The following is a 24,478-nucleotide window of genomic DNA, read 5'->3' on the forward strand; positions in this document are numbered from 1 at the left end:
CTGGCGGGCCGGCGATGGAAGTGGCCGGCCCGCCCTGTTTGCTACGGCTTTCCGCCAATCGGCATCGAAAAGTTAACCCAAAGCTTGGCCCCCCCAACCGTGTTTCTGACGTGGAAATCACGTGTCAGATTTATATTGGTCTCAACCTTGCTCAAGCGGGTGGAGAACCCGATGCCCAAGGCCGCCTGCTCTGCTTTTTCCAGGGTCGTTCCGCCGTAGTAGGATCCGTTGTTTTCATCATCCGTGATCTGTTTTCGATAGTAGCCGACGGGCCCCAAGCTCCAACCTCCGAAATCCTTCAGCGCAGATACATTCACGAGGACTTCATCGCCGGACTTGTAGTCCGTGGAGCTACTTTCAGTGTTGGTGAAGTAGCTCGTGAAGATGGATGTATTCCAGCCGTTTCGCAGATAGCTAAAGCCCAGCGAGGGCGCGAACGCCCAAAAATCACCACCGCTGCTGATGGGAGCGTTTGGATCAAAATCGCCTGTCGGCGCATACACGTTGATCCCCGCACTGACAAAGACTCCCGGTTCAAGTTGCCACGAAAGGCTGACCGGTGAGATTTCGATATTGCCCAGAGAAAGCTTGCTGGACGAACCCTGCAAGGGCGGAGGAAAGGGGGATGTGCGATCCTGTTCGTTGTTCAGCAGGGGGATCGTCACGAACGCCTTATAGTCACCGCCCCACAGGGTCGTGCCGGGCGCCCACAGGAATTGCGCGGCGGTATCCGTCAATGTGTTGGTCTGACCGCCGAAGTCTCCGGAGCCATCTTTCAGCTCCGCGTCCCAATAGCCGGAGCGGCTGCTGAAATAAAACCCCGGGGGGAAGCTTGCGCCGACGGCAGCCCCTATCGTGTTGCCAGGCGGGACCGACGTCGGAACGCCTGGCTCGCGGGCGTCAGCGCTTTGCACCGCGAGCGACAAGCCCACGACGAAAGGCAGAGACCATCGTTGATTTGATTTCATAGTTTTCTCCTCCTCTGTAAAACATCTCGATGGCGGGTCGGTCATTCTTCGCGGTTGGGCCAACGTGTCGAAACACGGTCGTGTCGCCGTTTCCGGCGGGCCAGCCCGTGACCTTTGCGCCACCTTGTTCGTATTCATCAGACGCCAGGTTTGACCCGGCGATCAGTTTCCCGAATTGCCCAAGTCGCGCCCTTGAACCCCGGGCGGGATTTCCACCCGATGCCCAGGGCCGACCTGCCGGGCACACCGACCAGGGGGCCGGAGATGCGCGCCCGGCTGGCGCGCTTGCAATTGCGGTTGGCCATTGTTCCTCCCCAGAAAACAGCCCGTCTTTTTCGCCCGGGATCAGTCATTGTGCATCGGCGCGGATCTCCTCTGCAGGGTTGCCACAAGGCGCTGATTTCGTGGGCGGGTGCCTAGTGGCCAGCACTCTCGCGCGCCTTGGTATCGACCAGGTCAAGCGCGACATCGACGATCATATCCTCCTGACCGCCGATCATGCGCCGCTTGCCCAGCTCGATCAGGATTTCCCGGGTGTCCACGCCGTAAAGCTTCGAAGCGCTTTCGGCATGGCGCAGGAAGCTCGAATAGACGCCTGCATATCCGAGCGAGAGGCTCTCGCGATCGACACGGACGGGGCGGTCTTGCAGAGGGCGCACGAGGTCATCGGCCGCATCCATCAGCCGATAGAGGTCACAGCCGGTTTCAATCCCCATCCGGTCAAGCACGGCGATCAGCACTTCAAGCGGCGCATTGCCTGCGCCCGCCCCCATCCCGGTCAGCGACGCGTCGACGCGCACCGCACCCTCCTCGATCCCCGCCACCGCATTGGCAACGCCGAGCGAAAGGTTGTGGTGGGTATGCACGCCGATCTCGGTCTCGGGCCTGAGCCCATCGCGGAGTATCTTCACCCGCTCGGCGTATTGCCTGGGCAGCAGCGCACCTGCCGAGTCGGTAACATAGACGCATTCGGCGCCGAAGCTCTCCATCAACCTGGCCTGTTCCAGAAGCTTCGCGGGATCGGCCATGTGCGCCATCATCAGGAACCCCACGGTATCCATGCCAAGGGCGCGCGCCGACTCGATGTGCTGGCGAGAGACATCGGCCTCGGTGCAGTGGGTGGCCACGCGTACCGACCGCGCGCCCGCCTGATGGGCCTCGTTCAGTTCATGCAACGTACCGATACCCGGCAGAAGCAGAACGGTGACCACCGCTTGAGTGCAGACCTCGGCCACGGCCGCGATCCATTCGGCATCGTCGCATGCGCCGAAACCGTAGTTGAACGTCGATCCGGCGAGCCCGTCGCCATGGGTGATTTCGATGGCATCGACCTTGGCGGCGTCAAGCGCCGCGGCAATCCTGCGCACATCCTCGAGGCTGTATTGATGACGCACGGCGTGCATGCCGTCGCGCAGCGTCACATCCTGCACATAAAGCTTGTTGGGGTTCGGGCGGGTCATTGCGTAGCCTCCTTTTCCAGAAGTTTCGCCGCCCAGTGATCGGCGCTGACCAACGCGGCGGAGGTCATGATGTCGAGATTGCCGGCATAGGCCGGCAGGTAGTGTGCGGCGCCCTCGACCTCGAGGAAGATCGTTGTCTTGAGCCCGCTCATCGGGCCGATGCCGGGAATGCGCACCGGCGCATTGTCGCCGATCACCTCGAACTGCACCTTTTGCTTGAGCCGGTAGCCCGGAACATAGGCCTGCACCGTTTTCACCATCTCGGCTATCGAGCGCTCGATAGCTGCGGGTTCACCTCCCTGCGAGAGCACGAACACTGTATCGCGCATGATCAGCGGCGGCTCGGCCGGGTTGAGGATGATGATCGCCTTGCCGCGCTCGGCCCCGCCCAGAAGCTCGATCGCCCTGGAGGTGGTCTCGGTGAATTCGTCGATATTGGCACGGGTGCCGGGGCCGGCGGATTTCGACGAGATCGAGGCTACGATCTCGCCATAGATCGTGCGTTTCGAAACCCTTGCGACGGCATGGACCATCGGAATCGTCGCCTGCCCGCCGCAGGTCACCATGTTCACGTTCGGCTCGTCGATATTGGCATCCCCGTTGATCGCGGGAATTGTGAACGGGCCGATGGCGGCGGGGGTCAGGTCAATCACCTTCTTGCCGTCGCGCTGCAGAAGTTCGTTGTTATGCAGATGCGCCTTGGCCGACGTCGCGTCGAAAACCACTTGGATATCATTGTACTCGGGCAGTTTCAGGAGCCCTTCGATACCTTCGGCGGTGGTGGCGACACCCATCCGCCTGGCCCGCGCCAGCCCGTCCGAGGCGGGGTCGATCCCGACCATGGCACCCATCTCGATGTTCTTCGCGTTGCGCATCACCTTGATCATCAGGTCCGAGCCGATATTGCCCGAACCGATGATCGCGCATTTGACCTTTTCCATCTTGTTTGGTCCTTTCGCTGGTTTCCCGGGTCGGCGGCGTGGCGCCGCCGGACTCCCTTTTTGCGGCCCTAGGCTTCGGGCCCGAAGGTGGCGCGCACGATGCCCAGCCCCTCGATTTTCGCTTCGAACCGCGCGCCGGGCATCACTGGCGCCATAGGCCCGAGCGCGCCCGTCAGGATCAGATCCCCCGCCTTCAGCGGGGTTTTGAAACCCGCCATCTTGCGTGCAAGCCAAAGCGCGGCATTGAGCGGATGGCCCAGACAGGCCGCGCCCGATCCGGTCGAGACGATCGCGCCGTCGCGCGTCATGACCATCGGCAGAAGCTTCAGGTCGAGCCCGGCCAGGGGCACCGGCACAGCGCCGAGCACGACGAGGCCGGAAGAGGCGTTGTCAGCCACCGTGTCGTTGAAACGGATGTCCCAACCGGCGATGCGCGAGCCCACCACCTCGATCGCTGGCAGCGCGAAATCGACGGCCTGAATGAGTTCGGTCAACGTCACATCCGCGGCGGGCAGATCGCGCTTGAGCACCAGCGCCACTTCAGCCTCGGCCTTGGGCTGCAGCAGACGGCCGGCGGGGATCTCCTCGTCATCGCCATAAATCATATCGGCGAAGAGCGTGCCGAAGTCCGGCTGATCGACGCCAAGCTGCGCCTGCACAGGCTTCGCTGTCAGCCCGATCTTGCGACCGACAACACGGCGCCCCCGCGCCTGCCAATGCGCCACATTCGCACGCTGCACGGCATAGGCGGTTGCGCCCTCGTCATCGGGCATGCGCGATCGGATCGGAGCGATCGGCCGGCGGGTCTCTTCTGCTTGTCTCAATTCGGCTGCGAGCGCGGCAATCAGCTCTTCGGATGACATCCTGTTTTCCTTCAATGAGAACCTGTCGGGTGAGCAGAGGGGGACGGCCGGGGCGTCCCGGCCGTTCCGGCTCACTTGAGAATCAGGCCCGCCGAATTGGTGGTGACCGCAGAGATGCTGGGCGGGAACGGGTCGATCGTGTCACCGTAATAGGTCAGCCCGTCGGGGAAGGTTTCACGCTTCCATTCGATCGCTTCCCAATCGGGGTCGAAGATCAGATAGCCGCCGGCATACAGCTCCACGCGGTGGCCCGAGCCCGGATCGAACACGTAGAGATACATCGCCTGACCGATGCCGTGCTTGCCCGGCCCCACGTCGAAGGTCACGTCGAGATCTTTCAGCGTGTCGGCCGCGCTCAACACGTCCGAGAAGTCCTGCATGTTGAAGGCGACATGATGACATTGCGCCTTCTTCCCTTCGGGGTTCGCGACAATGGCAAGGTCGTGGACCTGCGGCGTCACCGACATCCAGGACGCCAGGATCGTATCGGGATGTTCGGGGATATGCGCGAATTCACGGCGCTTGAAGCCCAGCGTGTCACGCACCCATTGCTCGGCCTGATTGATCGTCTCGGGCGAGGTCTGGATGTTGAAGTGATCGATCCGACGCGTGGCCAGACCACGGCGTTTGGAACTGTTTGAAAGCAGGCGCGAGCGCAACGCCTCGGGCGCCATCGGTTTGTCGATGTCGTGATACAATTCGAACGGGTGATCGCCGCCCGGCAGAAGGAAGCGGATTGCCGTGCCCCGGCCAGCAACGGAGCCTGCGGCCAGCTCGAGCACCTCGATCTCCTGCCGTTTCAGCTCCTCATGGAAAAGCTCCACATCCTGAGGGCGCTTCACCCGGAAGCTGTAGGAGTTGACCATCGCCTCGTCCTGCTGTGTCAGCACGAGCGAATGATGGCCGAGTTCCTGATAGCAGCGCAGATAGACCTCGTTGCCGCGACGCTCGACCTCTTCCATGCCCAGCGTATCGCGGAAGAAGAACAGCGACTTTTCAAGATCGGTCGTGCCGAGGTTGATCGCCCCGCATTGCGCGATCTGCGGACCGGGATCGTAGCGGTCGGAAAATTTGGACATTTGGTGTTTCCTCCTGAAAGTGAAGTTCAGATTCCCAAGCGCATTGCGGCGCAGGAAAGCTTTCCTGTTTCCGCCCCCTGCGGGGGCAGGTGATGGTTTCGACGGGATGCCGTGTCCGGCGCCGGCCGGGTTCAGCCCGGCACGGCGAGGTTCCCGCTCGCTGCCGCGATGAAACGGTCGGGCCGCAGCGCCACCACGTCGGCCCCGCGCGCGTGCAGCCAGGCGATCAGCGTGCCGTCGATATCGATCACGTCCGTCTCGCTCTGGCTGTGCTGATCGGCCGAACGCAGCGCGATGAACCGTGCGCCCAGCGCCTCCCAGCCGCGCTTTTCCTCTGGCGAGAGCACCGAGGCAGGATCCAGATCGGTCCCTAGAACCAGGAAGCCCGATCCCAACACGTCATCGAGCAGCCCGAGCTTGCCATCGCTGCCCGCTGCGCGCGGTTGTGGAAGCAGTGCGCCAACCGCCGGATTTGTCCCGGTGCTCAACCAGCCTCCGGCCAGTGCAGGCGGCTGAAGAAGCGGCGGCAGTTCGGGTTCGGCATCGGGCGGCGGTTGCATCGCCGCAAGCTCTTCCTCGGTCAGTTCCTGCTTGATGATGCGCCCAAGCTGAATTGCGATCTGAGTGTAGCGTTCCACATCGGGGGCCCGTTCGGCCTCATAGGTATCGAGAACACTCTCGGGCAACGTGCCGCCAAGCACCCCGGCCAGTTTCCAGCTGATATTCTGCGCATCGCGCACGCCCGATTGCATCCCCGCACCCGCCCAGGGCGGCATCATGTGCGCGGCATCGCCCAGCAGGAACACACGCCCATCGCGCCAGCGCTCGGCGTGACGGATGTGGTGGTTGTAGAAGGCATGCTGGTGTATCTCGACGTTGTCTTTCGACACGCCCAGCGTTTCGAGCAATCTCCAGATCTGATCATGGGTCGCGAAATCCGAATCCTTGTCATTCGGCCCAAGCGGAATTTCCCAGCGGTGATTGCCCATCGAAAGCGCCACATCCACAACCGGGCGCTTCTTGTCCGACCAGAAGGTGAGCACATGGCGATCCGGCCACCAGCGCTTGACCTGCGCGTCGATGACGATCCAGCGCGTTTGCAGCGTATCCCCGACCAACTGGATGCCAAGCTGTTCGCGCATGGTGCTCGACCCGCCATCGCAAGCCAGCACATAGCGCACCCGCTTGGTTTCCCGGGCGCCGGTCTTGCAATCGGTGAGCTCCAGCGTCACCCCCTCGGCGTCCTGGGTTATGCCCGTGACCTCCTGCCCGAATTGTACGGAGACGTGATCGGCGAAGCGCTCTGCGCCCTCTCGCAGGGTTTTCTCCATTTCGGGCTGGTAGATTGAATATGCGCTTGCATGGCCCATGTCCGAGGGCGGAAACCCCATGCGCATCAGTTCGTTGCCGTCGTAATCGATCCAGCGCAGGGAGTGGGTGATATCCATCCCTTTCTCGAGCGCCTCGTCGAGCCCGACCGACTGAAAGATGCGCATGGTCCAATCGTTGACGGTGATTGCGCGGGCGCGAGAATAGATGTCCTCATATCGTTCGATGGCGAGCGTGCTGACGCCCAAGGCTCCGAGGAAATTCGCGGCAGATACGCCGCTGGGCCCGTAGCCGACGATGCCGACGTCAGCGTCGAACTTTTCTTTCTTGTTCATTCGCTCAAAAACTCCGAAACGATGGCATTGAACTCGTCGGCTTTCTCCCACTGGATCCAGTGGCCGCACCGCGGCATGACAAGGAAACGCGCATTTGGAATCTGCTTCATCAGGGTGAAGCCGGTATCGACGGGAAGAACCCTGTCTTCGCGCCCCCACAGGATGAGGGCCTCATGCGGCAGCCGGGTGAGGCGCGCGTCGCGCCACAACTCTTCGGGCATCCCTGCCGGGCCCGGGCGCATGGGCGGCTGAGCCACGATCCTGGGGTTCATCGCGGCCTCGAACCGCTCCTGCACCAGTTCTTCGGTGATCGCCGAAGGGTCATAGACGAACTGGTCAATGAAACCGCGCAGCCGTTCAATCGAAGGGCCCGGCCCATCGTAGAAGCCTATGAGCGTCTTGATGCCCTCGGAAGGGAAGATGCTGGTCACCGCCGTGCCGCCACCCGGTGCCATCAGCACCATTCGGTCGATCCGCTCCGGGTGTTCGAGCGCGATCTTGAGCGTGATCATCCCGCCCATCGAATTGCCAAGGAAATGCGCCTTCGCGATCCCCAGATGATCGAGCAGCCCCAACATCACATCGGCCCACCACCCCGGGATGGGAGCATCGACCGGCTTCATATCGGATCCGCCAAAGCCTGGAAGGTCGGGGCAGATCACCCGGAATTTCCCCGAAAGCGTTTCGATATTGCGATTGAAATTCGACCATCCGGACGCGCCCGGCCCGGAGCCATGAAGCAACACGAGCGCCGGCCCTTCGCCGACATCATGGTAATGCAGTTTGACGCCGCCGATATCGGCGTACTGACCTTCTTGCATGGTCTCTCTCCCTTACGTGAAAATGGTTGCACTGCCCGGACTGCGGGACAAAAGCACACCTTCAACCCCGGCAAGACCGGGGTCGGCTTGACTGTTCTGAAAATCCGGCGCCCCGCTGAATCTACAGCGCAGCGCCAAGATTGCTCGGCTCTAGACGCGCTCAGCCATCGGCTGGCAACGAACGCCTTTCAGGCGGCATGGTCGATATGAAAATTGTCCTGCCCGCAGACGCGGCGCAGCCAGATGACAAAGCAGTCATCACTTCCTCCCTAAGCTCTCCTACGGCTTGTCCGCCGCACTCCCAGTTGTTAAAATACGGCGTATGGAACAACCTGTCATTGATCCAAACGCCGGCAAAAGTGATCCCGAGGTCGGGGATTATGCAAGATTTCTGCGTAGCCCCGACGTGAGATTTGCGAACCTGAATTGGGAGAGCTGGAAGGGGGAAGGCCCGTTCCTGTTGAATTTCACGGATACGGGACGCGCCTATTTCTATTACGTCAAGCGCGGCGCCGCATTCATCCGTACCGGCCCGGAGAAAGACGATCTGCAATACGTGTCTGCGGGAACGGCCGTCGCGGTCGAAGGGAGAGCGCATCAGTTGATGGATCGAAGCCACGCCACGCAGGATGTCATGTTTCGCCCCGAGTCAGGCGTTGCGACAGGCAGTGAATCTCCGGTGGAAATCGTGCTGAGCAGCGTCGACCGGCGCACTGCGGTCCTTCAGCGCCTGAAGCATGGGGCGATCATTATCCCTCCCACGGCGAAGCCGCACGCTGATATGATCCGTAGCTGTGTTGATTTGGTTGATCGGAACCAAAGAAAGAAAAACCCGGACCTCGGGATCACGCGGCGTTTGGCAGAGGTTATAATGCTCGAACTTGTCGCATTTGCCCGTTCGCAAACGATCCCGCTTCGCTCGATCGCCGGCGCAGCCCTTCACGACGAGTATCTGCTGCGGGCGCTCAGCGCTTTCTTTGCGACGCCAAGCGCAAACTGGACGGTGCTCGCGCTCGCCGAGGTGGCAGGCATCAGCCGCACAGCCTTCGTGGATCGGTTTCGCAAAGCGTTTAACGAGCCCCCGCTGCGAATGATCAATCGGATACGTTTGGGGCTTGCCGCCGAGATGCTGTTGAGTTCCCGCGCACCGCTTGGAGAGATCGCGGAAGCGATCGGCTTCGGGTCGTCAGCAGCATTTGTCCGAGCGTTCAAAAAGCAGTTCCACCAAACCCCGAATGCGTGGCGCGGCCTCGATGCCTTTAAAAGGGAAACGTTGTTCTCCGAACTTGGGCTGTGACCGCCACGTGACATACAACGCTCGCTTCGGCTCACTCCCTTGATGGTCATTGGTAGATCCTGAGGGCGTTATGGCCACGCCACAGGCCGCTCCCGTCGACCGCCCCCAAGTACGCCCGCGTCCTTTTTCCGTTAACGCACAGCCTCGCGAGCATCAACAATACAGCGGGACAATGGCACCATCCCGTCACGGGCGCGTTCGGAATCTATTGCCTGGCGCGAAGCAATCACCCGCCGTGCTTCGGCGATCTCGCGAGGATTGTTTATTGCCACGCAGCCAACCAACCGAGCGCCTTTTAGAAACAGGCGGCTCACGCCTCCGCGCGGCCCGACACGTTCCAATTGAACAGCTTCGTCCGGACAACTCCCCAGCATCTGCACCTTGAAATCGGCCTGTGTGCTCCAGAACCAGTCGGGCTCCTGCATTCGCGCGATCTGTCCGGTCAAAAGCCGCGCGACGTCTTCGGCCGATTGATTGGCATACTGCCAGCTCTCGCGCCGGGCCTGTTCGCCATTTGCCAGGCGCGCGCAGTCACCGATGGCAAACACCGCCGGATCCTCTGTCTGCCCTTGCGGGCTGACCAGGACACCGTCGTCGCAGGCAAGCCCCGCCGACACCGCAAGCTCGTCCATGGCACGCATCCCGATCGCCTCGATCATCAGATCCGGAGCCAGCCGCGCGCCGCCGACCGAGATCGTGCCGTCCTCGGCGAACACAGGCACCGTACCAAGATGCAGCGTGACGCCCGCGCGCATCTGCGTTTCCGAGAGACGGTCCGACAGCCAGCTTGGCGCAACGCGGGCACAAAGGCGCGGTGCGACCTCGATCAGATCGACCTGCGGGCAAAGCGCGCGTGCGCTGATGGCCGCCTCGGTGCCAAGCCAGCCGCCGCCGATCACCACGACCGAACGCGCCTCCGGCAGCGCATTGCGCAACGCGTCCACATCGTCGCGTGTGCGGATCGAATGGGTTTTGCGGCGCAGCGGCTCCGGCAGGGGCAGACGTTTGGCCGCGCCGCCGGTCGCGAGGATCAGCATGTCATAGCTCAGATCGCCGGCATCGGTTTCGATCACCCGCGCGGCACGGTCGATCCTGCGCACGCGACAGTCCAGTCGCAGGTCGATCGCTTTTTCTTCAGCGGCTGCGGGAGTGAGCACGACCAGGTTGTCGAAAGCCACCCTTCCAAGCGCATATCCCTTGGATAGTTCCGGCCGCTCGTAAGGCGGATATGCCTCATCGCCAAGCAAGGTGATTTCGCCCTCAAACCCCAGCTCTCTCAGCTTGAGCGCGGCGCCCGCGCCTGCCTGGCCCGCGCCGATAATCGCTATTTTTTTCATGTCCGAGCCCTCTTCATATCGATAGGCCAGTGCCGTAAGGTATTGTGATGTAGCAGGGAGATCTCAGTGGCGGAAACCACGAAAGCCAAAACCAAGCGCCGCCCGACGAGCCGGCACAAGGAAAGCCCTCTGAACGAACAGGATTGGGTGCAGGCCGCACTCCAGATTCTGATTAACGAGAACGTGCGGGGTATCAAGATCGATACGCTCTGCGCCAAGCTCGGCGTGACCAAGGGGAGCTTCTACTGGCATTTCAAAACCCGCAGCGACCTGCTCGGCGCGATGCTCAGCCATTGGCGCAAGAAGATGACGCTGAATGTGATCCGCTCGATCTCGATTTCCGGCGACAATCCGCGCGCCCGGCTGCGCAGCCTGTTTTCGCTGCCCCGGCGCAAGAATTCGCCCGGCTTTGCCCAGATCGAGACCTCGATCAGAGATTGGGCGCGGCGTGTGGAGATGCCGCGCAAGGCGGTGGCGGAGGTTGACGAAATCCGCTTTGACTACATCACCAAGCTGTTTCGCGATATGGGCCACCCCCCTGAGGAAGCGCGCAAACGCGCGTATCTGGCCTATTGCCTGATCATGGGGGATTCGATCCTGCACAGCTCGATTGATCCGATGTCGCAGGAGGAATTCCTTGAAAAGGCACTCGCGATGACCACAGGCGTTGCGCAGGGCTAAGATAGCTTCCATCAGGCGGCGCTCTTCTTGAGTTGCACCAGATCAAGGGCGACATCGACGATCATGTCTTCCTGACCGCCGACCATACCGCGCCTGCCCAACTCGACAAGAATTTCGCGCGTGTCGAGCCCATAGGTTTCTGCCGCGCGTTCGGCGTGACGCAGGAAAGAGGAATAGACCCCGGCATAGCCCAGCGTGATGGTTTCACGGTCCACGCGCACGGGGCGATCCTGAAGCGGGCGCACGAGCTCTTCGGCGGCATCCTGCAGCTTGAACAGATCGCAGCCATGATCCCAGCCGTAAAGATCCGCCACCGTCACGAATGCCTCGATCGGCGTATTGCCGGCGCCGGCGCCCATCCCGGCGAGTGAGGCATCCACGCGGTAGGCGCCATGTTCGACCGCAACCACGGAATTGGCAACCGACAGCGACAGGTTCTCGTGCATATGTGCGCCGATCTGCGTTTCCGGGGAAAGCACGGTTTTGTAGGCGTCGATGCGGGCGGCCACCTCTTTCATCGTCAGACGCCCGCCACTGTCGGTGCAATAGACGCAATCGGCGCCGTAGCTTTCCATGAGCTTGGCTTGCTGCGCCAGATGTTGAGGCGTGCTCATGTGCGACATCATCAGAAAGCCCGAAACATCCAGGCCCATCTCCTTGGCCGCCGCGATATGCTGCGCGGCAACGTCGGCCTCGGTGCAATGGGTGGCCACGCGCACCGAAACGACCCCCAGATCGCGCACCCGCCTGAGGTTCTCGATGGTGCCAATGCCGGGAAGCAGAAGGGTGGTCAGCTTCGCGTTCTTCACAACTTTCGCCGCCTCCGAAATCCACGCCTCGTCGGTGCATTTTCCGAAACCGTAGTTGAAAGTGGAGCCGGCGATCCCGTCGCCATGGGCCACTTCGATCGCATCGACACCGGCCTCATCCAGCGCCTGCGCGACGGCCCGTACATGGCCCAGATCATACTGATGACGAACGGCGTGCATCCCGTCGCGCAGCGTCACGTCCTGAATGTATACCTTTGCCATTTCAAGCGGCCTCCCCGACCCAGTTGCGTTTGATCGCGAGCCGTTCGGCGGTTCGAAGAGCCGCGCTCGTCATGATATCGAGATTGCCCGCATAGGCCGGCAGATAATGAGCCGCGCCTTCGACCTCGAGCAAGACCGTGACCTTCAGACCGGTGAAACTGCCGCCCATTTCCGGGATGTGCAGCGGCGCATTGTTGCCCACATGCTCGATCTGCACCTCCTGCTTGAGGCGATAGCCCGGCACGTAGCTCTGCACCTCTTTCTCCATCTCGAGAATCGAGGCGCGGATCGCGTCTTCATCCGCCCTGTCGCAAAGGCAATAGACCGTGTCGCGCATGATGAGCGGCGGCTCTGCCGGGTTGAGGATGATGATAGCCTTGCCGCAGCTGGCTCCGCCGACCTTTTCGATCGCATGGGCCGTGGTCTCGGTAAACTCGTCGATGTTGGCCCGTGTGCCGGGGCCCGCGGATTTCGAGGCGATGGAGGCGACGATCTCTCCGTAATGCACCTTTGCCACGCGGTTGACGGCAGCCACCATCGGAATCGTCGCCTGCCCGCCGCAAGTCACCATGTTGACGTTCATCTCTTCCAGATGCGCGTCTATGTTGACCGATGGAACGGTGAAGGGGCCGATGGCCGCGGGCGTGAGATCGATTACCTGCTTGCCGTCGGCAAGCAACACCTCGGAATGGCGCTTGTGCGCGCCTGCGGAAGTGGCGTCAAACACGATGCGGATGTCGGCATATCCGGGCAGCGCACGCAGCCCGTCGAGCCCCTCATGGGTGGTCGCAACGCCCCGACGCCCGGCGCGGGCCAAACCGTCGGACTCTGGATCGATCCCGACCATGGCGCCCATTTCCAGCACATCCGAGGTGCGCATGATCTTGATCATCAGATCAGTGCCGATATTCCCCGACCCGATGATCGCACATTTGATTTTGTTCATAGTTCAGTCTCCAAAACGGATGGCGGTTTCGCCGAACCCTTCGGTTGATGCGGTAAACACGGCCCCCGGCGCGGCGGCGACCATCGGGCCGAGCGCGCCCGAGAGCACAACATCGCCTTCGCCAAGCGGGCGCCCGGCCCTGGCCATCACACGCGCCAGCCAAACAAGCGCGTTGAGCGGGGAGCCAAGGCAGGCGCGGCCCGAGCCCCGGGAAACCACCTCGTCGCCGGCGCGGATCTCCATCCGGCAATCGAGCAGGTCGATCTCGGTGAGACGCCGGGCCGAAGGGCCGAGGGTGAAGAAGGCGGACGAGGCATTGTCCGCAACAGTGTCCACGAAACGGATGTCCCAGTCGGCAATCCGGCTGCCGACGATCTCAAGCGCGGGAACGACATATTCGACGGCGCACATCGCCTCGGCCGTGGTGCAATCGGGTTCTGAGAGATCGCGGCCCATGACAAAGGCCAACTCGGCCTCCGCTTTCCATTGCGCACCTTCACACCAGGGCAACTCCGCGCCATGGGGAAGATCCATGTCGGCAAAGAGCATGCCGTAGTCGGGCTGATCCACACCGAGCTGCGCTTGCACCGCCGGGTTTGTCAGGCCGATCTTGCGGCCCACGAGACGCCCGCCCGCGCCAAGCCTTGCCACGGTGTTGATCTCCTGCACCGCATATGCCTCTTCGGCCCCCGCGAGATGCGCGCGGACCGGGGCAATCGGAACCCCGGTTTTTTCGGCGTCGCGCAGGGCCGATGCGATTTCGTCCAGCGTCATGCGGGCTCCCCTTTCCTGGCAAAGCGCGCGGCCATGCCTGCGCCGGCGGCGTCATACTGCGCCGCCATTCGAGCGACTATTTCGGCGATCGGTTCGATCCCGTGGATCTGCCCGACACCTTGCCCGGCGCTCCAGACGGTTTTCCACGCCTTGGCGCCCGAATGCATGTCGCCGGAAAAGTCGATCTTGGCCTCCGCCTTCATATCATCAAGGTCGAGCCCGGCAGCCTTCACCGATGCACGCATCCAGTTGCCCAGAGCGCCGGTGATAGCCTTGGAGGCGATCAGATCCTCGATCCCGCTGTCGATGATCATCTGGCGATAGCCTTCGGAGATGAGGCTTTCGCGCGCACCAAGAAACCGTGTGCCGACATAGGCCAGATCGGCGCTCAGCGTTTCAACCGCCAGCACACCCGCGCCGGTGGAGATGCCGCCGCCCACCGCGATGGGGCCGTCGAAGAACTGCCGTACCTCATCGAGGAAAGGCGCGAGCGCGTATTGCCCGGTGTGCCCGCCCGCGCCGGAGCAGACCAGCACCAGCCCGTCTGCCCCCTTGTCGATAGCTTTTCTCGCATAGGTCGGGCTGTTGACATCGGCAAAGACCAGCCCCCCATAGCCGTGTACCACCTGCGTGATGCGATGTGGCCCACCCAGAGCGGTGATGACGATCTCGGGTCGGAACTCGGCAACCAGCGCCAGTTCTTGATCGAACCGGCCATAGCTCGAATGGGTGATCATGTTGAACGCGAAAGGCAGGTTCTTCGGTCCGAGTTCGGCGTGAATCGCCCCGAACCATTGCCGCAAATCGTCGATCGTGCGCCCGTTGGGCCCGGGAAACGCGCCCATCACTCCAGCCTTGGCCGCGCCAATGACCATCTCCGGCCCCGAAACCAGAAACATGGGCGCCGCCACAACAGGCAGGCGCAGGCGCGCCTTCAAAGCGGCGATTTTCTCTTTGGCAGTCATTCAGCTTCCTTCCTGCGCCTGCGACCCCGCACCTCGAGCCCGCCATCCGAGCGGATGATCTCGGCGGTCACAAAACGGCTCTCTTCGCGCGAGGCGAGGGTGACGTAGAGGCCAGCATGATCTTCGGGTTCCGAAAGGAACCCAAGCGGCGTGGTCCGCGCCACCATCTCCTCAAATCCGTCGATGGCATTGAGCTCCCTGGCATCGCTCGGCAGGCCGCCCAGCCCCGTACGTGTACCTCCGGGCGCGACCGCATTAACGCGAATGTCCGGCGCCAGCTCATAGGCGAGCTGTTTGAGGGTGCCCGTGAGCGCGTGTTTTGAGCTGACGTATAATGTACCACCACCGCCCGAAAAGAATGATGACGAGGACAGTGTGAAGATGATGGACCCGCGGCTTTCGCGCAGCGGAACGAGCCCGGCACGCGCCGCCTGCAGATAGCCCAGAACGTTGACGTCGAAGAGCTCGCGATAGCGGGCCTCCAGGTCGGCGCCCTCGATGCTCTCGAACGGGTCCGAAAAATCGTAGACGCCGGCGTTTGGCACCAGCACGTCGAGCTTTCCGAAACGCGCCACGACCGTCTCGACCGTGTGTACATTGTCCTGCCAGGACCGCACATCGCCCTGAACGGGCGCGACCTTGTCGCCATGCGCGGCGCTGAGATCATCCATATCCGCCGCCGAACGCACCAGCACACCAACCCGCGCGCCCTCGGCGACGAAACGGTCCACGACCGCGCGCCCGATGCCCTTGCCGCCACCGGTGACCAGCGCGGCATATCCCTCAAGCCGCCCCATCAGAAGAACGTGTTGAGGTTTTTCGACAGAAGCACGTTCTGCACGATGAGAACGCGCCGTCGCAGCAGCCGGTATCCACCATCCACAGCGCGCAGAACGTCTTCACGGCGGCCATGGATGATGTCCTGATCGGCCTCGTTGCGGTTGCGCACATTGGTGAAAGCCGAACACACCGCGAAAAGCGCGGGGTCGTCGGTCGCGTTCACCTCGATGTTCGAGATGAGATGCACGTGCCGGGTCGCCGGATTGTCGGCCCAGGCCGAGGGCTCGTTGTAGCGTTTTACCCGGATTTCCAACTCTCTCCAGTTGTCGTCGAAATAGGCCGACTCGCCGTATTTGAACGTGCCGCGCGGATCGTCGCGGCGGCGGGTTTCCATATCCGGCATCCAGTAATGGATCTCGGGGTCGATGAACCCATCGAGCCATTCCTGATACCGCTCGGCATCGAGAAGGCGCGCCTCGGCGTGGACCCAGCGGATGATCGCGCGCTCGATTTCGAGGGTCACCGGATTGTCGAGACGGTCGAAAGGTTTGGAGATATCGAGAAAGTCGAGCATAGGGGTTACTCCGCCGCTTTCACGGACTTCTGCGGCGGCGCGGTGTCGCCGTTCTGCAGATCGGTCCAGTTGTCATGTTCCATGAATTCCGCCCAACGGGTATAGAACAAACGCTGGTTGGCATCGTTCATCGACCCCTTGTGAATATGGCCGGGCAATTCGCGTTCCAGATCGGTACTTTCCAGGCCCAGCGCATAGTGCAAAGGCTGCTGGCGGGTCACGAAACCCTGGTTGACGCGGGTCGAATATTCCCAGTTCTCGCCGTCATCCATCTCGAAGACGCCGCCCGGCGAAAAGGTCATCATCACGCCCTTGCGGTAAGCTTCCTTGATGTGCTCGGGCGCGTTCTTGTTCACCAGCGTCCAGACGACCAGCTCGATCTTGCCGGGACCGCGCGGATGCCAAACGCGGAAGGTGTTCTGGCCCGGCAGGAAGGAGAAGTTCGGAAATACCGTGCATGAGGAAATCGCCCCGATCGCGCGGGCGCGCAGATCGCCCAGACGGGCGCTGGCCTTTTCCGAAAGGTCATACACATAGTCGACCAGTTCCGGATAACCCAAGGTGCGGGTGTTGCCGACCTTGTCGAGATTGGTCTCTATTCCGTGCCCGTAAACGGAGGCCTGGAACGCCAGCTCATCGTACCGCTTGCCAAGATCGACGCCAGCACCAAGGATCGCCTGCGCGCCGGATTGATGCGTCCAGAAGGCGTGCAGGATATCGCCCACGAAATTCTCTGCCGGGAATTTCCAGTTGCAGTCGATCTCGGACTTGATCGCGCCGCCGATAAACTCGGTTCCGCCCTCGTCATTGTCGAGCATGATGTCGAGGTAGAAGGTAAAGGGGCCGAAAAAATCGAGAAGCGACGGCGCGGCGGGATCGAACGTGCCGAAGATCAGGCCCTTGTAGCTGTCGATCTGCGCCACCGGGGTAAGGCCGATCTGGGCTTTCTCGAACGCCTGGTCCTTTTCGTAGACCTTGCCATCGGTTCCGCGCAGCCCACCATCGATCCCGAAGGACCAGCCATGGTAATTGCAGATAAAACCGCGCGCCTTCGTGCCGGCATCCACCATGCAGACACGGTTGCCGCGATGCGGGCAGGAATTCAGGAACGCCTTTACCGAACCGTCGCGCTGGCGCACGACGATCACGTCATCTTCGCCCATCGAGGTGCGGATGAAATCGCCGGGACTTGGGATCTGGCTTTCATGGGCCAGAAACAGCCAGGAACGGGCAAAGATCTGCTGCAGCTCGGCCTGATAGATCGCCTCGTCCACGAAGAGGCGGCGATCCACCTGCGCGTTCTCGCGGTTCACGAGCTGGGCGTATTCGGGATAGCTTGCGGCCTTGGGATAGACCGGCGCCATGTTCGGGCGGCCGCGGGCCCCGCCCTTGCATCCTCCATCACACATGTTCGGGTCCTCCTGTGAGGGTGGCGAAAACCTTTCCGTCGCGGTCTTCGCATTTGAAGAAAGAAAGATTGGGGCAACCGACGGGCGGGTTGTGCACCGCGCCAGAGCCCAGTTCGAATTCGGCGAAATGCACGCCGCAAACCACGCGGCCATCCTCCAGCCAGCCTTCGGAGAGGCTTTCATCCGCATGAGGGCAGCGGTCGGGGAAGACGTAGAGCGCGCCTTCGTGACGCGCGATGGCGATGGCCGGACAACCCGGCACATCCACACGGATGATCTCGCCCTCACCGATATCCGCGCTGTCGCAAAGCTCGATCATCATGCGGCCACCTCCAGCTCCGCAAAGCCCATGCCTGTGACCCAGCCCGCGACAGGCTCGTAGCCGATCACCCGGCCGCCTGCGGCGCGGGTTGCGGCCATGGCGCAGGCATAGGTGCGGATTTCCATCGCGCCGTTGCCGCCGTCGCGCAGGATTTCCTCGTCCGTCAGCGCAAGCATCGCCGCCTTGTCGCCACGGGCAACGATATCAAGCACCTTGCGGTCGAACGCGGGGTTCACCTCGCCCATGCGCTCGTCGCCGACATGGTGCGAGATCCCGCCCGAGCCGATCACCACGACGCGCTCGTCGCCCGGGAAGCTTGCCACGGCCTCGGCGATATGCTCGCCCAGATCCCACGCGCGCTTCATCGGCAGATAGGGATCCACACCGCACGCCAGCATCACCGCGACGATCGGGATATCTTTGCCCGTCGGCTCCAGCATCAAGTGATGCGGTACGGCGACGGAATGATCGACGTTGAGGGCGCGGCCCACGGTCCAGTCGAAGCCGGTCTCCCGGCCCACTTTGGCGATATGCTCTCCAAGCGCGCCATGCGAAGCCAGCGGCTTGCGCTTGAGCCCCGGCAACTGATCGACCGGCCCTTCGATTTCGCCGGTGGAGATCACATAGGGCGGCAGGCATTCAGTACCAAAGAGTATGTAGTGGTCACAGCCAATCACGATGGCTGCGTCAACCTCAAGCTCCTTGATGCGATCGGCCATTATTCCGTAGGCGGCATAGCAGGCATCGGACTGCTGCTTGCTCGCGCCCTCGGGGTTGAAATACATGACCGGGTTGTGCGGGGCGACAAAGCCCCCGACGATTCGTGCCATTTTACGCCTCCTCGCGTTTCATGATCTTCAGATAATCGCGGTTCGATTTCCCGGCCTGAAGCCAGAAGCCCCAAGTCAGCATTGTATTCACCCCCAGATCCGCCAGTTCGCGGACCTTGTATTCGCGGATGAGCGCGCGCTCCTTGTCATCGAGCTGATAGCGCGACAGGAACTTGTTCGGATCTTCGGAGAACTTCTTCTTGTGCGTCCCCGAGGTGGACAGGTCGTAAAGCACTTTTTCGAGCGTGTTCCGGCTCATGCGTCACCTCCCAGAAAGTCTTTGACAAGTTTCAGAAACTCGGCCTCGCGTTCGATCTGCACCCAATGGCCGCACTTGCCGAAGGAATGCAGATCGGAGTTTTCGACCCATTGGTGCATGTCGAGCGCGCGGGCGTAGGGCACAACGCGATCCTCGCGGCCGTGCAGGATCAGGGTCCTGTGCCCGACCTTGCGCAGAAGCTTTTCCGGAATGCCGCGCACGATCGGATTTTCTCCCTCGGGGGGGGGCATCAGTTTGCGGAAGGCCTCAAGCGCGCCGTCGCGCGTGGCCGCGTTGAACCGTGCGGCGATGAGCTCTTCGGTGATGATGCTCTCGTCATGGGGGAAATAGCTGATCGCGCGGCGCATGGATGGCATCGTGCCGTCAAACTCACCTTGCGCCCGCAACCCGTCGGTGATCGGGAAATGTCCGCAAGGCGTGCCCAGAAGCACCAGCCGGTCGATCCGGTCGGGATGGTTGATCGCGGTCATCAGCCCCAGGGCACCGCCGAAGGAATTGCCCACCACCGAGACCTTTTCGATGCCCAGTTCGTCAAGGATAGCCACGAAATGCTCGACCCAGAGCATGATGTTGTATTTCGTGTCGGGCTTCAGTTCGGTCGCGCCAAAGCCCGCGATATCGGGAGCGACGATGCTGAAGCTCTCCGACAGTGGCCCGATCACCTTGCGCCAGTTGGCCCAGGCAGACACGCCCGCCCCGGAGCCATGGAGCAGCGCGACAGGCTTGCCCTCTCCCGCGCGATGCAGGTTGGTACGGTGGTCGGCCGCGGTGATTGTGAGAGTTTGGACGTCCGTGTCCAGCATGAGTACCTCCTATTTCAGCAGATAGGGCAATGTGAGCGAGAGAGCGGGAATGAAGACAACAAGCAGAACCCGCGCCACATCCGCGACGATGAAGGGCACCACACCGCGGAAAATTTCCGTCAGTTGAACGTCGCGCAACACCGCATTGAGAATGAAGACATTGAGCCCGATGGGCGGGGTGATGAGGCTGATCTCCACGACAACCACGACAAGGATGCCGAACCAGATCGGGTCGAAGCCCAACGAGATGATCAGCGGATAGAACACCGGCACGGTGAGCAGCATCATCGAGATGCTTTCGAGTACACAGCCAAGCACCACGTAGATCGCGATGATCAGAAAGATCACCAGAAGCGGCGGCACGGCCAGTGTCTCGATCATCGCGACAAGTGCCTGCGGCACCCTTGCGACGTTCACAAGATTGGCGAACAAGAAGCTGCCGATCAGGATCATCATCAGCGAAACGGTGGTGGAGATACCATCGGCGAGCGAGCTCTTGAGCATCTGCACGCTGATCCGGCCACGCAGCGCGGCAAGGGCCAACGCGCCAAAAGCGCCAATGCCTGCGCTTTCGGTTGGCGAAAAGAACCCGCCATAGATGCCGCCCATCACCACGCCGAACAGCAACACTACGGGCCACGCCCCGACCAGCGCCTGCAGGCGTTCCTTCGACGTGGGTTTGTCACCGGCAGGGCCAGCCTCGGGATCGCGCAGCACTGTCCAGAACACCGCCGCTGCGTAAAGGACGATCCCGAGAACGCCCGGTACGATCCCCGCCATGAAAAGCGCGCTGATATCCGTCTCTGTCATGATGCCGTAGAACACGAGTGCGATTGAGGGCGGGATCAGGATGCCAAGTGTGCCCCCCGCCGCAATCGCCCCCGTGGCAAGGGAGGTATTGTAGCCGTAGCCCTTCATCTGCGGATAGGCGATGCGCGACATGGTGGCCGCAGTGGCAAGCGATGAGCCCGATACGGCACCAAAGCCGCCGCAGGCAACGATGGTCGAGAGCGCCAGCCCCCCGCGCAAATGGCCGACGACAGCATAGCAAGCGCGGAACAGCTCATCGGCGATGCCGGAATGGGCAATGAAAGCGCCCATCACGATGAAAAGCGGAATCACCGCGAACTCATATGTCAGCACCGTTTCCGAAGCGATGATACCCACCTGCGAAAAAGCGGCCGTCCAGCCCTGAAAGGCGGCAAGCCCCACGAGGCCCACAAGCCCCGTGGCCACCGCGATCGGGGTGCGCAGAAACAGCAGCACCATGAGCGCGAGAAAGGCCAGTATGGCGATCATTTCAGATCCCCTTTGCTGGCTTTGAGGGTGGGGACGACAGCCAGAACCGTGCTCACTGCGGCCAATCCGGCGAACACCGCATAGATCGACAACGGCACCCATTTTTCGAGCGGCAGAAACAGAAAGGTTTCGTGCCAGCGCTGCATGATCATTGACTGTCGGGCCAGAAAGATCGCGAGGATGGTGAAAAACACCACCTCGAGCAGCCAGACCACGCCCGCGCGAATGCGGTCAAAGCGCGGCATGCGGCTCAGTTGCGGCTCGATCAGGTCGATGCGGATATGATCGCGCGTCCAGTTCATACCGATCAGGCCGGCATAGACGGAGACACCAAGAAGCAGCCCGACCAGTTCATAGGCAAAGCCGAGCGGGCTGCTGAACACCACCCGGCCGATCACATCGACCGCAGTGACAACCACGAGGCCGACCAGCGCCGTTTCCGCCAAAAGGCGGAAACGGCGCTGAATGGATGCGATATAAGACCGCGAGCGCATCAGTTGCTCGGCCTTTCGATCTCGCCGTTGTAAAAAGCCAGGGCGGCATCGGCATCGATACCCATCTCGGCTGCCATTTCTTTCCACTTGCCAAGTTCACCGGCAAAGGCGGCGTCGATCTCGGCCATGAAAGAGACATCGGCGACAAGGTAGTTTTCACCAAGGCGTTGTTTGAAAATTTCGCGCGCGGCAATGTCGTTCTGATGCCAGAGCGCACCCATCTTCTCGCTGAGAACCTCGCCCGAGATGCCCATGATCGCGGCTTGATCTTCGGCGCTGATCTTCTCCCACTTGGCCTTGTTCATGATAATGAAGGCAGAGTTCGAGAAAATGCCGCCGGGAACCTGGGTCACCGCGTGGATATCCTCATCCACCTTGAAACCGGTCACCAGTTCGTCGGAGATCACCGTCCCGTCTATGATACCGCGCGACAGCATTTCGCGCAGTTCGGTGAGCGAGCCAGATACCGGCACCACGCCTTGCTGCTGAAGCACGCGGCCCACTACCGGGGTCGGCACGCGCATCTTCTTGCCCTTTAGACCGGCCATAGAGGTGACCGGCTCCTTGCGCATCGAGATATTGCCGCCGGCCGTCACATGCATGGCGAGCGTCACGACATCGGACTGCATCCCGGTCGGCTCGAAATACTCTTTCCAGAGCTGCCAATAGGCTTTCGACGATGCGCCGGCGTCCTTGGTGATGAACGGCAGTTCGACCATCTCGGTCAGCGGGAATACGCCCGGGGTGTAGCCATGCGGACCCCAGGCGATATCCGCGACGCCATCGACCACGGCCTGATAGTTGCGGTTCGGCGGGGCGAGCGGCTTGGCAGAGGCCTGCACCTTCACGCGGCCCTCCGTCACCTCCTCGATCTGGTCGAACCACTTGTACAGTCCGTCCGCCTGGCTCCAGTGCCCGCTCGGAAACCACTGGTTATAGTTCAGGACGAGCGTGTCAGCGGCCCGCGCGGGCAAACTGTTCATCGCCACCGCGGCCGCAAACAGCGCGCCTTTAAGCGCCGAACGCCGCGCGAAATTTCCCTGGGTCATCTGTGTCTCCTCCCCTACACAGTTAAGCGTTTTCGGATTCCCGCGCCCCGCGCGCCCGCGCACGAAGCGCCATCCGGTCAACCTTGCCCGCGGGCGTCAGCGGCAACGCCCCGAGAAATTCGATCCGGCCTGGCAGTTTGTAGGGGACGAGGAATTGCCTGCAGCTTTCGCACAGCATCTCGGCGTCAACCTGAGCGCCCGCGCGCAACACCACATAGGCAACCACAACCTCGCCCGAGCGCGCGTCTGGCACGCCGACAACACAAACGCCGGCCACGTCGGGGTGCGACATCACCGCTTCCTCCACTTCGCGGGGGAACACGTTGAAACCCTTGTGAATGATCACGTCTTTCTTTCGGTCCGTAATCGTCAGGAAGCCTTCCTCGTCAATCACGCCGATGTCGCCGGTATGGACCCACCCGTCGCGCAACACGAGCGCAGTCTCTTCGGGGTTGTCGCAATACCCCGGCATGACATGCGGGCCACGCACACGGATCTCGCCGGCCTCGCCGCGCGGCAGAGAACGGCTCCCGGTTTGCAGATCCACGATATCGACCTCGGTATCTGGCACCGGCTTGCCTGCCGCACCCAGGCGGCTTCCGCGCGAGTCCGTGTTTGCCGTGATCGGGGCGACTTCGGTCATGCCGTAGCCTTCGTAGATGGTCAGGCCTGTCAGCTTCTCCCAGCGACGGTGCACTTCGACCGGGAACGCCGCGCCGCCGCCGGGACACACCCGCAGCGAGCTGAGATCGCGCTGGTCAAGATCGGGATCGGACATCAGCGCCTGATAGACGGCAGGAGGGCCGCCGCCGAGCACGGAAACCCTTTCGCGCTCGATCAGGTCGAGCACGCCGGCCGGGTGGAACCGCTCTGGCACGATCGAACTGCCACCCGATTGCAGCGGAAGGCAGATCCCCGCGAGAAATCCGTAGATATGGCTGTAGGGCGCGATGGGTAGGAACACGTCAGCCTCGCGTGTCGGCCAGCCCCACTGCATCCGTGCACCGGCTGAGACAAGCTTGCGGTGAGAGTAAAGGATTCGTTTTGGTATGCCGGTGGTGCCGCCAGAGAAAAGATAGGTGGCAGGGGTATGCCCTGTGCCACAGGCGCTTTGCGCCTCAGCGTCGGAGGCGACCCAGCCAGCAATCATCGCGTTATCGACCACGATCGCGTCGGGCTTGAACTCAAGAGGATGGTCCGCAAAGACCATTTCAGGCGTGAGGCTTTCCATGAGCAATGCGCCGGACTTGCGCGGCATCGCAGCATTGAGCAGAGCCACTCGGCCACCGCAAAACAATACTGAAAGGTATGTTATAAAGAAAGGCGCACCGTTACCCATGAACATGGCCACATCTTTGTCGCGTAGCTGTTCGCCGTATGTGGAAGCAAACCCCCGCAGCGCCTGCGCGACCTCACCCCATGTCAAACGAATACTCATATCCGCAATGAACAGCCGATTCGGGTGCTGATTAACACGATTCTCAAAGATTTCGATAAGGCTGCCCGCGGGCTCGGTCCCGCGCCAGTCGAGACAGTCCAACGATTTCATTTGTGCTCCTCCCGTTCGCAAACCCAAAAAGACACAATCCATTTCTCCAGTCAATACTTTTAAGTATTGTGCGGAGGCAAAGATTGGCGCTGGATGATCTGGAGGCTGATCGCGTCTTGGTCGCTGCCGCAGAGCCGGCGGTGGTGGCATAGGCAGTGGCGCAAACCGACGTGGCGGTTGAATTGGGCAGGACCGGTTGCCGTTTCTCGCCGAGGCTCTGAAAATAACTGCCATCGCGGGAGCTTGAGTCGGTGGATGGGCT

The 24,478-nt window shown here is 61.8% G+C and carries 25 protein-coding genes; 2 read left to right on the plus strand and 23 right to left on the minus strand.

Going from position 1 to position 24,478, the window contains the following annotated elements; translation table 11 throughout:
* Positions 1 to 41 precede the first annotated feature (41 nt).
* The 7 genes from GGR17_RS13330 to GGR17_RS13360 form a co-directional block, all read right to left on the minus strand.
* Complete coding sequence (locus tag GGR17_RS13330; RefSeq protein WP_054539995.1) at positions 42 to 968, minus strand: SphA family protein; 927 nt, start codon at positions 966 to 968, stop codon at positions 42 to 44.
* Positions 969 to 1,384: 416 nt separating this feature from the next.
* The gene (dmpG, locus tag GGR17_RS13335) at positions 1,385 to 2,428 is read right to left on the minus strand and encodes a 4-hydroxy-2-oxovalerate aldolase (RefSeq protein WP_054539996.1); all 1,044 of its coding nucleotides are present in this window, start codon (positions 2,426 to 2,428) and stop codon (positions 1,385 to 1,387) included.
* A complete protein-coding gene (locus tag GGR17_RS13340) occupies positions 2,425 to 3,369 on the minus strand; it encodes an acetaldehyde dehydrogenase (acetylating) (protein WP_054539997.1) in 945 nt (314 codons plus the stop codon). The genes dmpG (GGR17_RS13335) and GGR17_RS13340 overlap by 4 nt, the downstream gene beginning before the upstream one ends.
* 68 nt (positions 3,370 to 3,437) lie before the next feature.
* On the minus strand, positions 3,438 to 4,232 hold the full coding sequence (gene mhpD, locus GGR17_RS13345) for a 2-keto-4-pentenoate hydratase (RefSeq protein WP_054539998.1): 795 nt from the start codon (positions 4,230 to 4,232) through the stop codon (positions 3,438 to 3,440).
* Between the two features lie 71 nt (positions 4,233 to 4,303).
* The gene (locus tag GGR17_RS13350; RefSeq protein WP_054539999.1) at positions 4,304 to 5,311 is read right to left on the minus strand and encodes a VOC family protein; all 1,008 of its coding nucleotides are present in this window, start codon (positions 5,309 to 5,311) and stop codon (positions 4,304 to 4,306) included.
* Positions 5,312 to 5,442: 131 nt separating this feature from the next.
* Positions 5,443 to 6,975, minus strand: a complete 1,533-nt coding sequence (locus GGR17_RS13355) for a bifunctional 3-(3-hydroxy-phenyl)propionate/3-hydroxycinnamic acid hydroxylase (protein WP_054540000.1) — start codon at positions 6,973 to 6,975, stop codon at positions 5,443 to 5,445.
* Positions 6,972 to 7,796 carry an alpha/beta fold hydrolase gene (locus tag GGR17_RS13360; RefSeq protein WP_054540001.1) on the minus strand — a complete coding sequence of 275 codons (825 nt, stop codon included), beginning with the start codon at positions 7,794 to 7,796 and terminating at the stop codon, positions 6,972 to 6,974. Before GGR17_RS13360 ends, GGR17_RS13355 begins: the two co-directional genes overlap by 4 nt.
* Before the next feature lie 322 nt (positions 7,797 to 8,118).
* Here GGR17_RS13360 and GGR17_RS13365 point away from each other — a divergent pair, with 322 nt between their 5' ends.
* Positions 8,119 to 9,093 (plus strand): helix-turn-helix domain-containing protein, encoded by a 975-nt coding sequence (locus GGR17_RS13365; RefSeq protein ID WP_082386690.1) that lies wholly within the window; start codon positions 8,119 to 8,121, stop codon positions 9,091 to 9,093.
* Between the two features lie 131 nt (positions 9,094 to 9,224).
* Here the strand turns inward: GGR17_RS13365 and GGR17_RS13370 are convergent, their stop codons facing one another.
* The gene (locus tag GGR17_RS13370; protein ID WP_054540003.1) at positions 9,225 to 10,430 is read right to left on the minus strand and encodes an NAD(P)/FAD-dependent oxidoreductase; all 1,206 of its coding nucleotides are present in this window, start codon (positions 10,428 to 10,430) and stop codon (positions 9,225 to 9,227) included.
* Between the two features lie 66 nt (positions 10,431 to 10,496).
* Here GGR17_RS13370 and GGR17_RS13375 point away from each other — a divergent pair, with 66 nt between their 5' ends.
* Entirely contained in the window at positions 10,497 to 11,111 is a 615-nt protein-coding gene (locus GGR17_RS13375) for a TetR/AcrR family transcriptional regulator (RefSeq protein WP_217621201.1), read from the plus strand.
* Between the two features lie 11 nt (positions 11,112 to 11,122).
* On the opposite strand, the gene dmpG (GGR17_RS13380) is transcribed toward GGR17_RS13375, so the two are convergent.
* From dmpG (GGR17_RS13380) to GGR17_RS13450, 15 genes are read right to left on the minus strand one after another with little or no spacing between them, the layout of a single operon-like run.
* Positions 11,123 to 12,142 (minus strand): 4-hydroxy-2-oxovalerate aldolase, encoded by a 1,020-nt coding sequence (gene dmpG, locus GGR17_RS13380; RefSeq protein ID WP_054540004.1) that lies wholly within the window; start codon positions 12,140 to 12,142, stop codon positions 11,123 to 11,125.
* 1 nt (position 12,143) lies between these two features.
* On the minus strand, positions 12,144 to 13,088 hold the full coding sequence (locus GGR17_RS13385; RefSeq protein WP_054540005.1) for an acetaldehyde dehydrogenase (acetylating): 945 nt from the start codon (positions 13,086 to 13,088) through the stop codon (positions 12,144 to 12,146).
* 3 nt (positions 13,089 to 13,091) lie between these two features.
* Positions 13,092 to 13,862: a 2-keto-4-pentenoate hydratase gene (locus tag GGR17_RS13390; RefSeq protein WP_054540006.1), complete on the minus strand. Its 771-nt coding sequence runs from the start codon at positions 13,860 to 13,862 to the stop codon at positions 13,092 to 13,094.
* The gene (locus tag GGR17_RS13395; protein WP_054540007.1) at positions 13,859 to 14,827 is read right to left on the minus strand and encodes an NAD(P)H-dependent flavin oxidoreductase; all 969 of its coding nucleotides are present in this window, start codon (positions 14,825 to 14,827) and stop codon (positions 13,859 to 13,861) included. The genes GGR17_RS13390 and GGR17_RS13395 overlap by 4 nt, the downstream gene beginning before the upstream one ends.
* The gene (gene hcaB / locus GGR17_RS13400; protein WP_054540008.1) at positions 14,824 to 15,624 is read right to left on the minus strand and encodes a 3-(cis-5,6-dihydroxycyclohexa-1,3-dien-1-yl)propanoate dehydrogenase; all 801 of its coding nucleotides are present in this window, start codon (positions 15,622 to 15,624) and stop codon (positions 14,824 to 14,826) included. Before hcaB ends, GGR17_RS13395 begins: the two co-directional genes overlap by 4 nt.
* Complete coding sequence (locus GGR17_RS13405) at positions 15,624 to 16,181, minus strand: 3-phenylpropionate/cinnamic acid dioxygenase subunit beta (protein WP_054540009.1); 558 nt, start codon at positions 16,179 to 16,181, stop codon at positions 15,624 to 15,626. The genes hcaB and GGR17_RS13405 overlap by 1 nt, the downstream gene beginning before the upstream one ends.
* A gap of 5 nt (positions 16,182 to 16,186) precedes the next feature.
* Positions 16,187 to 17,590: an aromatic ring-hydroxylating oxygenase subunit alpha gene (locus GGR17_RS13410; RefSeq protein ID WP_037209038.1), complete on the minus strand. Its 1,404-nt coding sequence runs from the start codon at positions 17,588 to 17,590 to the stop codon at positions 16,187 to 16,189.
* On the minus strand, positions 17,583 to 17,912 hold the full coding sequence (locus GGR17_RS13415; protein ID WP_054540010.1) for a Rieske (2Fe-2S) protein: 330 nt from the start codon (positions 17,910 to 17,912) through the stop codon (positions 17,583 to 17,585). Before GGR17_RS13415 ends, GGR17_RS13410 begins: the two co-directional genes overlap by 8 nt.
* Positions 17,909 to 18,742, minus strand: coding sequence for a DODA-type extradiol aromatic ring-opening family dioxygenase (locus GGR17_RS13420; protein ID WP_054540011.1), 834 nt, complete (start codon positions 18,740 to 18,742; stop codon positions 17,909 to 17,911). Before GGR17_RS13420 ends, GGR17_RS13415 begins: the two co-directional genes overlap by 4 nt.
* Position 18,743: 1 nt before the next feature.
* Complete coding sequence (locus tag GGR17_RS13425) at positions 18,744 to 19,001, minus strand: hypothetical protein (RefSeq protein WP_054540012.1); 258 nt, start codon at positions 18,999 to 19,001, stop codon at positions 18,744 to 18,746.
* Positions 18,998 to 19,825: an alpha/beta fold hydrolase gene (locus GGR17_RS13430; RefSeq protein ID WP_054540013.1), complete on the minus strand. Its 828-nt coding sequence runs from the start codon at positions 19,823 to 19,825 to the stop codon at positions 18,998 to 19,000. The genes GGR17_RS13425 and GGR17_RS13430 overlap by 4 nt, the downstream gene beginning before the upstream one ends.
* Positions 19,826 to 19,834: 9 nt before the next feature.
* Complete coding sequence (locus GGR17_RS13435) at positions 19,835 to 21,124, minus strand: TRAP transporter large permease (protein WP_054540014.1); 1,290 nt, start codon at positions 21,122 to 21,124, stop codon at positions 19,835 to 19,837.
* Complete coding sequence (locus GGR17_RS13440; protein WP_054540015.1) at positions 21,121 to 21,618, minus strand: TRAP transporter small permease; 498 nt, start codon at positions 21,616 to 21,618, stop codon at positions 21,121 to 21,123. The genes GGR17_RS13435 and GGR17_RS13440 overlap by 4 nt, the downstream gene beginning before the upstream one ends.
* A complete protein-coding gene (locus GGR17_RS13445; RefSeq protein ID WP_217621202.1) occupies positions 21,618 to 22,730 on the minus strand; it encodes a TRAP transporter substrate-binding protein in 1,113 nt (370 codons plus the stop codon). The genes GGR17_RS13440 and GGR17_RS13445 overlap by 1 nt, the downstream gene beginning before the upstream one ends.
* Positions 22,690 to 24,216 (minus strand): class I adenylate-forming enzyme family protein, encoded by a 1,527-nt coding sequence (locus GGR17_RS13450; RefSeq protein WP_054540017.1) that lies wholly within the window; start codon positions 24,214 to 24,216, stop codon positions 22,690 to 22,692. The genes GGR17_RS13445 and GGR17_RS13450 overlap by 41 nt, the downstream gene beginning before the upstream one ends.
* Positions 24,217 to 24,478 lie beyond the last annotated feature (262 nt).

It is taken from the genome of Actibacterium naphthalenivorans (genome assembly GCF_014196965.1).
Taxonomy (GTDB): Bacteria; Pseudomonadota; Alphaproteobacteria; order Rhodobacterales; family Rhodobacteraceae; genus Actibacterium_A; species Actibacterium_A naphthalenivorans.

Bases quoted from the DNA above. Each gene is read 5' to 3' on its own strand.
- GGR17_RS13330 (WP_054539995.1), bottom strand. From the start codon at position 968: ATGAAATCAAATCAACGATGGTCTCTGCCTTTCGTCGTGGGCTTGTCG.
- dmpG (WP_054539996.1), bottom strand. From the start codon at position 2,428: ATGACCCGCCCGAACCCCAACAAGCTTTATGTGCAGGATGTGACGCTG.
- GGR17_RS13340 (WP_054539997.1), bottom strand. From the start codon at position 3,369: ATGGAAAAGGTCAAATGCGCGATCATCGGTTCGGGCAATATCGGCTCG.
- mhpD (WP_054539998.1), bottom strand. From the start codon at position 4,232: ATGTCATCCGAAGAGCTGATTGCCGCGCTCGCAGCCGAATTGAGACAA.
- GGR17_RS13350 (WP_054539999.1), bottom strand. From the start codon at position 5,311: ATGTCCAAATTTTCCGACCGCTACGATCCCGGTCCGCAGATCGCGCAA.
- GGR17_RS13355 (WP_054540000.1), bottom strand. From the start codon at position 6,975: ATGAACAAGAAAGAAAAGTTCGACGCTGACGTCGGCATCGTCGGCTAC.
- GGR17_RS13360 (WP_054540001.1), bottom strand. From the start codon at position 7,796: ATGCAAGAAGGTCAGTACGCCGATATCGGCGGCGTCAAACTGCATTAC.
- GGR17_RS13365 (WP_082386690.1), top strand. From the start codon at position 8,119: ATGGAACAACCTGTCATTGATCCAAACGCCGGCAAAAGTGATCCCGAG.
- GGR17_RS13370 (WP_054540003.1), bottom strand. From the start codon at position 10,430: ATGAAAAAAATAGCGATTATCGGCGCGGGCCAGGCAGGCGCGGGCGCC.
- dmpG (WP_054540004.1), bottom strand. From the start codon at position 12,142: ATGGCAAAGGTATACATTCAGGACGTGACGCTGCGCGACGGGATGCAC.
- GGR17_RS13385 (WP_054540005.1), bottom strand. From the start codon at position 13,088: ATGAACAAAATCAAATGTGCGATCATCGGGTCGGGGAATATCGGCACT.
- GGR17_RS13390 (WP_054540006.1), bottom strand. From the start codon at position 13,862: ATGACGCTGGACGAAATCGCATCGGCCCTGCGCGACGCCGAAAAAACC.
- GGR17_RS13395 (WP_054540007.1), bottom strand. From the start codon at position 14,827: ATGACTGCCAAAGAGAAAATCGCCGCTTTGAAGGCGCGCCTGCGCCTG.
- hcaB (WP_054540008.1), bottom strand. From the start codon at position 15,624: ATGGGGCGGCTTGAGGGATATGCCGCGCTGGTCACCGGTGGCGGCAAG.
- GGR17_RS13405 (WP_054540009.1), bottom strand. From the start codon at position 16,181: ATGCTCGACTTTCTCGATATCTCCAAACCTTTCGACCGTCTCGACAAT.
- GGR17_RS13410 (WP_037209038.1), bottom strand. From the start codon at position 17,590: ATGTGTGATGGAGGATGCAAGGGCGGGGCCCGCGGCCGCCCGAACATG.
- GGR17_RS13415 (WP_054540010.1), bottom strand. From the start codon at position 17,912: ATGATGATCGAGCTTTGCGACAGCGCGGATATCGGTGAGGGCGAGATC.
- GGR17_RS13420 (WP_054540011.1), bottom strand. From the start codon at position 18,742: ATGGCACGAATCGTCGGGGGCTTTGTCGCCCCGCACAACCCGGTCATG.
- GGR17_RS13425 (WP_054540012.1), bottom strand. From the start codon at position 19,001: ATGAGCCGGAACACGCTCGAAAAAGTGCTTTACGACCTGTCCACCTCG.
- GGR17_RS13430 (WP_054540013.1), bottom strand. From the start codon at position 19,825: ATGCTGGACACGGACGTCCAAACTCTCACAATCACCGCGGCCGACCAC.
- GGR17_RS13435 (WP_054540014.1), bottom strand. From the start codon at position 21,124: ATGATCGCCATACTGGCCTTTCTCGCGCTCATGGTGCTGCTGTTTCTG.
- GGR17_RS13440 (WP_054540015.1), bottom strand. From the start codon at position 21,618: ATGCGCTCGCGGTCTTATATCGCATCCATTCAGCGCCGTTTCCGCCTT.
- GGR17_RS13450 (WP_054540017.1), bottom strand. From the start codon at position 24,216: ATGAAATCGTTGGACTGTCTCGACTGGCGCGGGACCGAGCCCGCGGGC.